Below are 12,372 nucleotides of genomic sequence, written 5' to 3'. Positions count from 1 at the left end.
GACTGATTAACGGAGTTCAAAGACTCGTCAGCGAGTATTAAAGACTCATTCACGAGTATCAAACACTCGTCAGCGAGTATTAAAGACTCATCCCCTATTCCCAATGCCCAACTAGTACAGCGGGCGCGTAAATAAGCAGACCATTGAAAAGCACTAAAGAGTTTATTCCATAATACTTTTGACTTTTGACTTTTGAATGAGTGACTTCCGCCTTGCGGTACTAGTGGACTAATGGCTAACAAAAAGTCATAAACTGAAAAATGCATCTAAATAACTCGTTAGGATCTTGACTAAATTACCTGTGCGGAAAATTGTTATTGCCGGCAACTGGAAAATGTTCAAAACCCAGGCAGAGACCCAGGAGTTTTTACAAGGATTTCTGCCCCACTTAGACGAAAGCCCCGAAGAGCGAGAAGTGATATTGTGCCCTCCGTTCACTGATCTAAGCCTTTTGTCCCAGAGTTTGCACGGTAGCCTCATCCACCTGGGGGCACAAAATGTTCATTGGGAAGAATATGCAGCCTATACAGGCGAGATTTCTGGACCAATGCTCACAGAAATTGGTGTGCGCTTTGTGATTGTCGGTCATAGTGAACGAAGGCAATACTTTGGCGAAACGGATGCAACCGTTAATCTGCGCCTCCGAGCTGCTCAAAGGTTTGGTTTGACCCCAATTTTATGTGTTGGCGAAACTAAACAACAACGAGATGCGGGAGAAGCTGAATCAGTGATTACTCTCCAACTCGACAAAGGCTTGGTAGATATTGATCAGGAAAATTTGGTGATTGCCTACGAACCTATTTGGGCGATTGGTACTGGTGATACCTGTGAAGTAACGGAGGCGAATCGGATAATTGGCTTAATTCGGAGCAAGTTGAGTAATCCGAATGTATCAATTCAATATGGCGGCTCAGTCAAGCCAAATAATATTGATGAAATCATGGCTCAACCAGAAATTGATGGTGTTTTAGTGGGAGGATCAAGTCTAGAACCTGAGAGTTTCGCTCGGATTGTGAATTTTCAGTCAGTGTAATGTGCCTTTTTCTCGTTCCCATGCTCTGCATGGGAATGCCTAATGTAGATTTATGCCAAGCAACTTGATAATTCGAGAACGCTGTTTTGAGTGGGGACAGCGGACTTATTTGATGGGCATTTTGAATGTGACGCCTGATAGCTTTAGCGATGGGGGTGAGTTTAACACTATCTCTGCTGCTTTAGTACAGGCGCAAGCACTGGTAGCTGCTGGTGCTGACATTATCGATGTGGGCGGTCAATCAACTCGACCAGGGGCAAAGCAAATAACTCTGGCGCAAGAACTTGACCGAGTACTATCAGTGTTACAGGTGCTAAGACCAGAAATTTCAATCCCGATTTCTGTAGATACAACTCGTGCTGCTGTAGCCAGGGCATCTGTAGAAGCTGGAGCGGATATTATTAATGATATTTCTGGCGGCACTTTTGACTCAGAAATGTTGCCAACAGTGGCAGAGTTAGGTGTGCCGATAATTTTAATGCACATCCGGGGAACACCACAGACAATGCAACAACAGACTGATTATCAAGATTTGCTGGCAGAGATTTATAGTTTTTTGGCTCGGCAAATTGGGGTAGCAACTGCTGCGGGCATTGAGCGGGATAAAATTATTATTGATCCTGGTATTGGCTTTGCTAAGAACTATGAGCAAAATTTAGAAATTTTTCGCCGCTTGCGATCGCTCACAACACTCAACTGCCCTATCTTGTTAGGAGCATCCCGTAAAAGTTTCATTGGTCGCATTTTAAATCAACCAGATCCCAAAGCCCGAGTTTGGGGAACGGCAGCAGCTTGTTGTGCTGCTATTTTTAATGGCGCTGACATCCTCCGAGTTCATGATGTTCAAGAAATGCACGATGTTACACTAGTAGCCGATGCCCTATTGAGACAAGCCGCACAAGGTCACTGTTAGGTATTACCGTTTTCGTGTTTTTTGCCGTTACCTTCTGAATTTTCTGGGTGGCCTATCAACTCATGAAACATTTCACTTGAGTTGGCTGGGTCTATAAAGACAATTTTGGCATTATTGCTCTCACCAAGTTTTTGGCTAGCATCTACGTAATCTTGAGCCACAAGATACCGCAAAATGTCCCTAGTATCTGGATTGGAACGTAGAGCTTGAGAAATGATTTGCACTGAAGCCATAGTTCCTTCTGCTTTTTTAATTGCAGCTTCTTTTTCCCCTTCTGCTTCGGTAATCAGCGCTCGTTTTTTGATTACAGCGGCTTGCTCCTCTTCCCTAGACTTTCGTACACTTTCAGGTAGTGTAATACTCTGAATATCTAACCGGAGAATATCAACTCCCCAATCTGCCGTTATATTATTCAACTGCTCTAAGATAGCTGAGTCCATCTCCACTCTAGAGACATTGGTCTGCTCTAGGGTGTTTTGGGCAATGCTTTCCCGGAGCGTGGTTGTAGTCACCTGTGTCAGCGCCCCTTGCAGATCCTCAATAGCATAAAAGCTTTTCTCAATATCTCTGATCCGCCAGTACACAATAGCGTCCACTTCCACGGAAATATTATCTTGGGTGATCACCTCCTGAGGTTTGATGTCTAAAATTTGCTCTCGTGTAGTATCTTCCATCACAACCTGATCTACCAAGGGAACAATAAAATTTAGCCCTGGCTTAAGTTTCCGATGATACCGCCCCAGGCGTTCGACTAGGGCTTCATTACCTTGATTAATCAGTTTTGCAGAACCTAAGGCATAACCTATAAGGGCTAAAACTATAGCAATAATTGGCTCCATGTATGCTCCTATTCAGCTTTTGGGAGAATTTAGTGTCAAGGATATGCTACTAGCTTGTCATATCTTTGAGTTTAATGTTTTGAGTCTGTAATTTGATCAACACCAGCAGCGATGTCTGATATCGAGTCGCTGCGTGTCTTATACATATTTTGTAAGTGGGACTGTTTTGCAGAATACGTAGAAGCTCTGCTTCTTGTCGTCAGACATCGCTATTAAAGCACCTTGATAAAACGCTGGCAAGGACTACTTTATGTAATCAAAATTACTTGTACTGACATCTTCAGACAGCCAGAAATTTTATTCAGTATATTCACTTAATTTGCTTTATTTAATGTAAAATTTAGTAGAACTTTAAAAACTCTACTATAATCGGATTTAAATTGGCTTCAGCCATTAAAAATCTAAAAATATTATGGGCAGGCTGTTAATCAAACTTATAGGTTTAATCCTACTTTTCATAGGCTTATACTTTTTTGGTCAAAACATCATATTTGTTAGCAGTTACTATTCATATTTTTACGGTAGATTACCTGCTACAGCTTCAGTTCTCGCAACGATGACAGGTGTATTTGCATTAGTTTTTTTTCGTAGAGAAACTGGTAACTTGGGATGGATTTTTCTAGGCATTGGCATAGTACTAGTTTTCTTAAGCGGTGGAGTTATTTTAAAGCCAACTAGCTTATGGGATTTCATAATTTCTTTTGCAGCATTAGCCTCTGGATATAAATTACTAAATGAGGGCAGAATCAACTTTTAAAATCTGTAAATATAATCATATTTTCTCATATACAGCGTATTGCAGGTAAATAAAGTACATCGTAGTGGCACAACATGTTCATTGGTGTCAACTTAAGCTCAAACACTCTATTTATTCTCGTTTTAGATCCCCCAACCCCCTTAAAAAGGGGGCACTCGATTCTAGTTCCCCCCAATTTATCGGGGGGTTAGGGGGGATCTAAAATCTAGGTGGTACATCGAAGAATTTTCACTCTTCTATTCTTACAAAAATTAAACAAGATGTGCCGCACCCCCAATTAGGGTGTAAATGAGTCACTTTTCCTATGCACAGAAGGTGTTAAGGGCTTTATCTTGGTTAGATGGATCAAGCTAAAATCGCTGCCTATCAACCAAAATAAGCGCCTTTGCCAAGCTTACAAGATAGTATTCATCTAACACTAAGACTCAGAATTATTAATGGTGCGGCTATTACAAACATTCATTGCCTTTTCTACTCCCTGCTTGAGGCTTAGTTCAATACATTCAACTACGAACTGAAGTACAAGAGACATTTGCTGATTTTCGGCAGCAGAAAATCGCCCTAGCACATGAGAAATAGCATCAGAATCATCGTTATTAGCTGCACCTTTAGGTTTACCAATACCGATTCGCAAACGAGGAAAGTTTTGGGTATTAAGATGTGCGATCGCACTTTTCATGCCGTTATGTCCCCCAGCCGAACCAGATAAGCGCAGACGAGTTTTTCCCAAGGGCAAATCCATATCGTCATAAATCACCAGCACTGATTCAGCCGACAATTTATACCAACTTATCACCGCTTGTATTGACTGTCCTGAGCGATTCATATAAGTTAACGGCTTTAGCAAGCGAATCTTACCTCCACCTGGGGCCATACCCTCGCCATACTCACCCTGAAACTTGCGGTTTTCTGCTAAGGGAATCTGCCAAGAACGAGAGAGAGTTTCTAGAGCCGCAAAGCCGATATTATGGCGTGTTTGGTCGTATTTAGCTTCTGGATTCCCCAACCCGACAATTAGCTGGGGAATCACTAAAGCTGGTTGAGTAACAGCTTCTGTCATTTTGCCTACAGTCGATCAATTTTAGATTTTAGATTTACAATTTTGGATTGAAAGAAACCACAAAGGTACAGGGCTTGTGATTTTAGATTGACGATTTTGATTTGTTCCATCCATCAAGGACGTTGCTCTGAACCGCGAAACAATCTAAAATCTAAAATCCAAAATCCAAAATTGGTATAGTGGACTCTCCTAGCTAGGTTGGGAAGAACTAGCGGTATCCTGCTCAGATTTAGCAGGGTGGATTTGCTTAGGTTCCAATTCAGCAGTAGTCTTTACAGTTTCTTCTAACTGTTCTGCTTCTTTTTGAAACTCGTTTTGAAACTCCTTGGAAGCTTCTTGAAAACTACGAATTGTTTTGCCCACACTCCGACCAATTTCTGGCAGCTTCTTTGGGCCAAAGATTAACAATGCTACTACCATAATTACAGCCATTTCCGGCAGACCGATACCAAATATATTCATTTTTGTCTCCTGTAAACTATAGAACCACTACATAGACTTACATATTATTATGTAGTCTACTCAATAATCGCCTATTATAGAAAGCGATCGCCCCACGAGCGAGTAATACCTTAAGTAGGTCAGCGCTAATATTTCCAGCTATCTTAAGAAACTTAAATGTAGGGAGCCAGTGCGTTGCAGAGGTTCCCGACGCTCGAGGACTCGCTACCGCTTCGCTATCCGTTGAAGCAAGTGGCGTTGCGTTATCACGCAGAGCAACGCACCGCCAACAATTCTACATCTACCTTAATATATTTCTTCTGTAGAGTTGAGCAACTGTTCGGCTGTAACACCTACCAAGCTACCCAACTCAGTTTGATTTTTGGATATAGTCACCGACATCACAGGAATAGGCTGGACTTTTCAGTTGCACCCTCAACAGATTCCCACCTGGCGACTCCCTATCAGTTACCAGTCATCAGTTATCAGTTATCAGTTACGGTTTGATGGTTGATTTTTGCTGTTTTGAGGATGGAGAAAAGAATTTTTACTATTTCATCTACATCTTCATAAATACTATTAAAAGCTTTCTGTTCAATGTCTCTTATATATAGGACTTGGGCATCAAGTACAAAATGTAGGGGTAATTCATGAATTGCCCCTACGGTAAATCTAGGTTTTCACTGCCTTTTTGCGTAAGTCCTGATATGATGTCCGCCAAATCACCCATAATCAGCAGTTTAATGAATGCATTCCTATACGGAGTATGGGAACGAGCAAAGCCTCATCAGGCTAATTGCTTTATAAAAATGCCTGATTACTTTCTCAAAATACTTAAATGCTTTCACAAAATGACCTTTGACTTACTCAAAATGACCTTTGACTTACTCATTTTGGTGTTTTCCGCAAGTTAAATAAACTTTGACTTATTCAAACCCTAGTTTGCTTACTCATTTTGGTGTTTTCCGCAAGTTAAATGACCTTTGACTTATTCAAACCCCAGTTTGCTTATTCATTTTGGTGTTTTCCGCAAGTCAAATAAACTTTGACTTATTCAAACCCCAGTTTGCTTTCTAATTTCAGTGTTTTCCGCAAGCAAAAGGTAGAGCGAAAGTCAAAATTATTTTTAAAATCCTTGATTTTCTGTTAATTATTTATCAATAAGCTGACACTATTGGAATCCGGTTTGATTTATGAAAAAATTACGTACATTTTAAACCTAAGTGTAGGGTAAGCTCTACCCCAATACGCTTGGGTTAAGGAAAATTGTAGATTGGATTGTAGCTTGCTTCCCCGCAGGGGTACGAAGTGAAATTCAACAAATCGCGAAGAATGTTGAGTTTGGTTCCTCAAAGGCCACTTGCTACCTTGCAGGAACGCTAAGAGCGAACAAGTCGGGAAACCGCAAGGGCGCAGTGGCTTTCCAACCTACATCTGCTGAATTATCAGTACTGAGTTATTGTCCAGTAGCAAATCACAACTCACAAAAAAACCCGGAGGAACCGGGTGTAACTTAACTTGTTATCCAAACTTGATAGCTATGTATCCGTTAGCGTCCTAAACTCCGCCAATCGACAAGTACATCCTGAACCAACAGTGATTTGTTGTAAAGTTGCAGAATAATCAGCAGAAACACTAAAAATAGCGCCATAAAAACAGCCATCACAGGGGTAGTACCCCAACCTGGAGCCACTTTCCCATACTCAGAGTTGAGTGGTTTCAGGATATCTCCCAACCAAGTCCTTTGTGCCATAGTTCACCTAAGATTACTTGCCAAAGCTTTTTTTAATCTTCTGTAATATTCTATAAGAATAGCACTCATAATCTATCCCTCAATTATGGAACCCGCAATAGTTCTTAGTATTTCTATGGCTGCCGTGGTGGTTGTCATCACCGGACTGTCGATTTATACCTCCTTTGGCCCTCCTAGCAAGCAATTGAACGATCCGTTTGATGACCACGAAGATTAAAAGAGTTAGGAGTAGAGACGCGATTAATCGCGTCTGTACAGGAATTAGGAGTTAGAAGTCAAAATTACTGGTGTGTGTGATTAATTTTAAGAGGTTGGTAGTTTGCGCTTTAGCGCTAAAGCGCAAACTACCAACAATACTTACCTGGGCTTAATCGCTGGTATCACCTTGAAACTGGCGATTTTCCAAGGCTGTATCGTCAAGATTTGTTGCCCAGATGAGAATTCAGTCGTAGAGGAACGCTCTAACAAATCTACTGTATCTCCTAGATTCAACCCTAAATCACTTTGCAAAGATAACTCGGCTGTTTCTCCGTGACATTCATAACACCGCAGAATTAACTGCTGTGGGTCATCCTCAGATGGCTTCAAGGCCATCAAGATTAAATTTTCAGATGATAAGTCTAGGAACGTCATCCCCAAACCCTCTTTGCCAGCACAGAGGGAAGAATTTTCAGGTGGGTTTTCATTAACAGGATTTAATATCACTTGCAATGGGATATTCAATTCATAGCCACGCCGTACTGTATGAGCTGATTCCCAGCCACCGACATGAGGATACAAGGCATAGGTGAACTCGTGAAAACCTCGGTCAGCCTCTGAGTCTGGCCAATTAGGACTACGTAGCAGTGTCAAGCGGAGTTGATTTAGTTTGCTGTCATAACCATATTTACAATCATTCAGCAAACTGACACCATAACAATTTTGGATTTTAGGTTGCACCAAAGGTGCGCTGGAAGCGCAACTTAAATTTGGGATTGCGGTATTTCTCTGTGTGTCTTCTACTGTCAAATCAGCCCAACGCAAAGCGGGAACTTCCCATTTTGCTTGTTCAGCGGGGGTTTCTGGTTTAGTTGGGCGGCGAATCGCCCCACAGGGAATTTCATAGGTAGCAAAGTCTGCTTCGATATTCAGAGGAAAAGCAGCTTTCACCAATACATGATTTTCTTGCCAATTAACAGTGGTAGCTATGTTCAACAGAGGCGAACCAGCTTGCAGAATATAGTCTTGGCAAAATTCCGATTCACCCAACTGACGCACCACGCGCACACGACTTTGCACTGGGCCTTGTTCTAACCACTGAATAGATTGAAGATTTGTTGCGGGTAAAGGATGTTGGGCATAATTGGGGTCAATATTCCAAGCATCCCAATATTGATCACTGTCTTTAAAAGCTTGTAGTTGATTTCCCGGATCACTCAAAACTTCTCGTTGATAAGTTTTGTCAAAAACACTTGATAAATCTCCGGTGTTAGGATCTATGACAACTCGCAGGAATTCATTTTCTAAAATCCAGTCTGGGAGGAGTGCAGAAGATGTAGTTTTAGCTTCCTGCAAGGTAGGGGATGAAGGGGAAAGCCAAAATATGCGGTAGCCGACGGGTGGGATTTCGGTGGCGAGAAATAGTATGGTTGATGGTTCAGATAATTGGCAGACAAGCTGCTTTCCAGAAGCATCGTAAATCTGCCATTCCTCTGGTGTGGGTAAGGCTACAGAGAGTACCTCAGAACGCTGCCAATTGAGAGAATTGAAAACGAAAATAGGCAAACTATCGGGTTTTGGTGGTTCTGATCGGGTAATGTGAGATGCGATCGCTAAAAGTGATTCCTGTAATATCTTCGTTCCCACTTGTTCCACTTGCTGCCACTGGGGCAACGCATCCGTGTAAACTTGGGTAATTGAAGAACCAGGTAAAATATCGTGAAACTGTTGAAATAACACCAGCTTCCAAGCTGCTTCGATTTCCGCTTTGGGATATGTTACACCACAGCTTACGGTTGCCAAAGTAGCAAATAGTTCAGCTTGATATAATAAATTTTCACAACGACGATTCCAGCGTTTTTGATCTGCGTGGGTAGTGTAGCAACCGCGATGGAATTCTAAATATAGTTCGTCATTCCAGGTGGGGCTTTGGATTTGGGATTTGGATTTTGGACTTTCCTGCGGAACGCTACGCGTAGCTTGCTTCTCCGTTCGCGGAGCGTCTGTCTGCGACACGCTGCGCGAACGTAGAGAAGGAGTAAGGCTACGCTCAGTCGAACGATTTTGGATTTTGGATTGTGAAGTTAACTGACTACTAATCTCCTGTAAATACTTTTCAGCCGTTGTAAATTCTAAATCTGGGAACAAAGGCGACTTTTGCCAGCGTTGGGCGGTTTCTAACATATCACGGGTGGGGCCGCCGCCGTGATCACCGACACCGGGAAGCCAGAGTGATTCTGGTAAACCAGTTTGGGTTTGCCATTCCAGAGCATAGGATGCCATTTTAACTGGATCAATGCTTTCACCGATGAGTGCAGACATCAAACTAAAGATTTCGCTCCCGTCAGGCGATCGCCACCAAAAAGCTCCATAATCAAATTTAGTAGTATCATTCCACCGCAACTTCTGCGTGACAAAATACTCAATTCCGGCATTAGCGAAAAACTGCGGTAAAGTTGCACAGAAACCAAAAGAATCTGGAACCCAAACTATAGTTGAAAGCTTACCGAATTTTTCCTGGATGTATCGCTGACCATACAATAGCTGACGGACTATTGATTCACCAGCAATTAGGTTGAGTTCCGGTTCCACCCACATCCCGCCAACAACTTCCCAACGTCCAGCAGCTACCTGTGCTTGAATCGCCTCAAACAAATCCGGGCGATGTTCCTCAATCCAAGCATAAAGTGCAGGAGTCGAATGACAGAAAATTAACTCAGGAAAATCTTCTTGCAACTTTAGAACCGACTCAAAAGTGTTTTGCGCCGCATTCCAAGTTTCACTCACAGACCATAGCCATGCTAAATCTAAATGAGCATGACCCAACAGGAAAATTTTAGATTTTTGATCCCCCCAACCCCCCTTCAAAAGGGGGGCTAAAATATCAGATTGAATTAGGTTTTGGCGTAAGGACAAAAACGATTTTACCAATCCCTTCTCTTCCTCCGTGTCCTCCGTGACTCTGCGGTTCGTAACCTCCCCCACCATCGCCGCCAAAACATCCAACTTCTCCGGTGCAAACTGTTCCAAATAAAGTTGCACCACAGCTAACTCATCAGCCACAAAACCCGGATCGGGATTATTATCAACAGTAGACTCATAAATTAGGAGCGATCGCACTAAAGCACCATCACAATGTCCCGGACTCACTAACCGCAAAGCTACAATAAACTCTTCCCCTAGCGTCACCCCTTGACCCAGAAGCACTCTAGGCGAACAATCAAATAAATCACCCTCCAGCACTAACTCCCCATTCACATAAATCTCAGCAGAATCTGCCCACCAAACCAGCGCCAGCCGCAAAGATAACCCAGCTAAGGGATAACCTTGTAAATTTTGGGGAACCACCAATCTTTGGACTAGCCATAGCACTTTTTTCCCACCTGTCCAAGCAATATGTTCTTTAGCATTCAACTCAACAGGTTGCCAATGAGACAAATCAGCAGTTACAACATCTGTAATAATCAGGTCAGATTCCTGGTATAGCCAGGTAGACTGAAGATTAACTTGACAAAAAGAGCGCAGTTGCTCAATTACTTGTGAGATAAATTTGGTCTGGGATTGAGAGACAGTCGGGGTCATATTTTCGCTAAGATGAGGTCACTTACGATAATTAACAGTTAGTCGTTTTTATTGTTTGGCGGGAGTCTCACAACTCAACAAGATTTGAACTAAATAATTACTACTATGTCTTCTGGTTCCTCTGGTCGTTATCAAAGCAGACTATTTAACTTTGTCCACCAACAATCTCGGCGGGTGACACAACAGTGGGAACACACCTTCCGGCATTTGCAAGTTGCCACTAAGTGGGGTGTGGAGCTACTACTTTACCCAGTGTATCTACTGTTTCAGTCATCTGAATCATCTGGGAAAACACTACACGCCAAAGAACCACAAACTAGACTAAAGTTACAACCAAATGATACCAATTTCCAGCCTGAAACTCTGCCAAATGTTGATAGTCCTATTCAACATGTACTAGAAGCAGTCAATTATCTGTCATCAGATGAACCCGCCTCTACATTTGCAAAGACATCTGAACCTTTCAATCCCTTGGCTTTCTTGGGAGTTTTTCGACTGAAATTTGTTGATAATAACTCGACAAATCACGTTAATCTTACTCAATCATTAAATATTACAGAGAATAAAGCCGGAAGTCTCAACCCTTCACAGTTAGATAATGCTCTAAAGCAGCATCTTCCAATAGTGCGGGGAATTGCCACAAATTTGATGAATCGTAATTTAGTACTTGTTACTGCCGACAATGAAATTCTAAATATTTTGACACCCCAGCAGCAGGCAAAATTAGAAGACCAGATTATTAACGAAGTTGCTAGATACTGGCAGTATTGGCGGTTGATTAAAGCTAAAAAAGAAACTGAGTTACTACCACAAATTGAACGTTTATTAGCAAAACTTACTGATGGAAATACATCGGAAATTCCAGTTTTAGCCGAAGGGATACCAAAAGATTTACCTAATACAGATAGATTCTTAGCATTTTTAGATACAGCCGTTGCTAAGTTGGAGTCAAATGCTTTAGTACCTGTACAAGAACGTAGCCAGGAAATTGCCCAAGTTGCCCAAACTCAGTTAAATATATTTCTTTATGGCAAAGAGCAATTAGCTGCTAAGGGAAAAATTGCAACTACTGCTGATGGTTTGGAAACTCATACACTGAATCTTCAGGCTTTGATTGAGGCGGCACTTAATTACTTTTTTGGTGTTGGTAGTAGAAAAACGCTTGAGCCAACAACCAGTGATCAGAGATTGCCAGGTAAACTATTATCATCACGCCCTAAAAAAGCCTTATCCAAAAGCCGTCAGTTGGAGAACCAAGATTTAACATCTGATCCTTGGCTAACATGGAATGATTTATTTGGTGATACCGAAATAGTTACTGACAAGCCAGTTACACTTTCTGGAAAAACAAATTCTGCTTTAGCCTCAAGTTTATCAGTAAGACATTCTCCACAAAAGAATTTGACTGTACAACAACCTAAAGTTGGATCTGGTTTGGTGCAAAGGAAACAACCAACTAATAATCTCACCTCCAGTCAAAAAATATCTGGAAAGATCGCTTCTGCAAAACAAACCCAAGCCCGCATTTCCCAAGCTAAAAGCGAGAGTCGTAAAGGGGAAATTTTGCAACAGCAATTTCACCAAAGCAGTCAAGTTGAGGCACAGCCAGACTGGATAGAAACTAAAGCAACTTCAACAGGCTATGAAAAGCACCCGTTAGAGCAACTTCTGGAATGGCTTGATTATGTTATGCTCTGGCTAGAAGAAAGATTTGTAAATATTTTTCAGTCGTTGCGGCAACTGTGGCAGAGAAAATAATAGTAATTCGTAATTCGTAAGTGATTTACCGGACATGA

At 41.9% G+C, this 12,372-nt stretch carries 10 protein-coding genes; 5 read left to right on the top strand and 5 right to left on the bottom strand.

Features of this window, described 5'->3' with window-relative positions:
• The first annotated feature begins 301 nt into the window (after positions 1-301).
• Positions 302-1,033, top strand: a complete 732-nt coding sequence (gene tpiA, locus V7K48_RS18565) for a triose-phosphate isomerase (RefSeq protein ID WP_335074736.1) — start codon at positions 302-304, stop codon at positions 1,031-1,033.
• Positions 1,034-1,085: 52 nt separating this feature from the next.
• Positions 1,086-1,946: a dihydropteroate synthase gene (gene folP, locus V7K48_RS18560; protein WP_335074709.1), complete on the top strand. Its 861-nt coding sequence runs from the start codon at positions 1,086-1,088 to the stop codon at positions 1,944-1,946.
• Here folP and V7K48_RS18555 read toward each other — a convergent pair.
• Entirely contained in the window at positions 1,943-2,785 is an 843-nt protein-coding gene (locus tag V7K48_RS18555) for an SPFH domain-containing protein (RefSeq protein ID WP_335074708.1), read from the bottom strand. The genes folP and V7K48_RS18555 overlap by 4 nt on opposite strands.
• A 412-nt stretch (positions 2,786-3,197) precedes the next feature.
• On the opposite strand from V7K48_RS18555, the gene V7K48_RS18550 reads away from it, so the two are divergent.
• A complete protein-coding gene (locus tag V7K48_RS18550; RefSeq protein WP_335074707.1) occupies positions 3,198-3,542 on the top strand; it encodes a hypothetical protein in 345 nt (114 codons plus the stop codon).
• Between the two features lie 418 nt (positions 3,543-3,960).
• Here V7K48_RS18550 and pth read toward each other — a convergent pair whose 3' ends face one another.
• The 3 genes from pth to psbH form a co-directional block, all read right to left on the bottom strand.
• Entirely contained in the window at positions 3,961-4,602 is a 642-nt protein-coding gene (gene pth / locus V7K48_RS18545; RefSeq protein WP_335074706.1) for an aminoacyl-tRNA hydrolase, read from the bottom strand.
• Positions 4,603-4,791: 189 nt separating this feature from the next.
• The gene (locus tag V7K48_RS18540; protein WP_335074705.1) at positions 4,792-5,064 is read right to left on the bottom strand and encodes a TatA/E family twin arginine-targeting protein translocase; all 273 of its coding nucleotides are present in this window, start codon (positions 5,062-5,064) and stop codon (positions 4,792-4,794) included.
• Between the two features lie 1,528 nt (positions 5,065-6,592).
• Complete coding sequence (gene psbH, locus V7K48_RS18535) at positions 6,593-6,796, bottom strand: photosystem II reaction center phosphoprotein PsbH (RefSeq protein ID WP_334978964.1); 204 nt, start codon at positions 6,794-6,796, stop codon at positions 6,593-6,595.
• Between the two features lie 85 nt (positions 6,797-6,881).
• Here psbH and psbN point away from each other — a divergent pair, with 85 nt between their 5' ends.
• On the top strand, positions 6,882-7,013 hold the full coding sequence (psbN, locus tag V7K48_RS18530) for a photosystem II reaction center protein PsbN (protein ID WP_300422391.1): 132 nt from the start codon (positions 6,882-6,884) through the stop codon (positions 7,011-7,013).
• 140 nt (positions 7,014-7,153) lie between these two features.
• Here the strand turns inward: psbN and V7K48_RS18525 are convergent, their stop codons facing one another.
• The gene (locus V7K48_RS18525; protein WP_335074704.1) at positions 7,154-10,576 is read right to left on the bottom strand and encodes an alpha-mannosidase; all 3,423 of its coding nucleotides are present in this window, start codon (positions 10,574-10,576) and stop codon (positions 7,154-7,156) included.
• A gap of 105 nt (positions 10,577-10,681) precedes the next feature.
• Between V7K48_RS18525 and V7K48_RS18520 the strand changes: the two genes are divergently transcribed.
• On the top strand, positions 10,682-12,334 hold the full coding sequence (locus tag V7K48_RS18520) for a hypothetical protein (protein WP_335074703.1): 1,653 nt from the start codon (positions 10,682-10,684) through the stop codon (positions 12,332-12,334).
• Positions 12,335-12,372 lie beyond the last annotated feature (38 nt).

It is taken from the genome of Nostoc sp. (assembly GCF_036919615.1).
GTDB lineage: Bacteria > Cyanobacteriota > Cyanobacteriia > Cyanobacteriales > Nostocaceae > Nostoc.
This window is presented reverse-complemented; position numbering and strand designations above follow the sequence as displayed.

What these genes read in the sequence shown, in the direction of transcription:
- V7K48_RS18550 (WP_335074707.1), top strand. Translation starts at nt 3,198, where the DNA reads ATGGGCAGGCTGTTAATCAAACTTATAGGTTTAATCCTACTTTTCATA.
- V7K48_RS18520 (WP_335074703.1), top strand. Translation starts at nt 10,682, where the DNA reads ATGTCTTCTGGTTCCTCTGGTCGTTATCAAAGCAGACTATTTAACTTT.
- V7K48_RS18555 (WP_335074708.1), bottom strand. Translation starts at nt 2,785, where the DNA reads ATGGAGCCAATTATTGCTATAGTTTTAGCCCTTATAGGTTATGCCTTA.
- psbN (WP_300422391.1), top strand. Translation starts at nt 6,882, where the DNA reads ATGGAACCCGCAATAGTTCTTAGTATTTCTATGGCTGCCGTGGTGGTT.
- V7K48_RS18525 (WP_335074704.1), bottom strand. Translation starts at nt 10,576, where the DNA reads ATGACCCCGACTGTCTCTCAATCCCAGACCAAATTTATCTCACAAGTA.
- psbH (WP_334978964.1), bottom strand. Translation starts at nt 6,796, where the DNA reads ATGGCACAAAGGACTTGGTTGGGAGATATCCTGAAACCACTCAACTCT.
- folP (WP_335074709.1), top strand. Translation starts at nt 1,086, where the DNA reads ATGCCAAGCAACTTGATAATTCGAGAACGCTGTTTTGAGTGGGGACAG.
- pth (WP_335074706.1), bottom strand. Translation starts at nt 4,602, where the DNA reads ATGACAGAAGCTGTTACTCAACCAGCTTTAGTGATTCCCCAGCTAATT.
- V7K48_RS18540 (WP_335074705.1), bottom strand. Translation starts at nt 5,064, where the DNA reads ATGAATATATTTGGTATCGGTCTGCCGGAAATGGCTGTAATTATGGTA.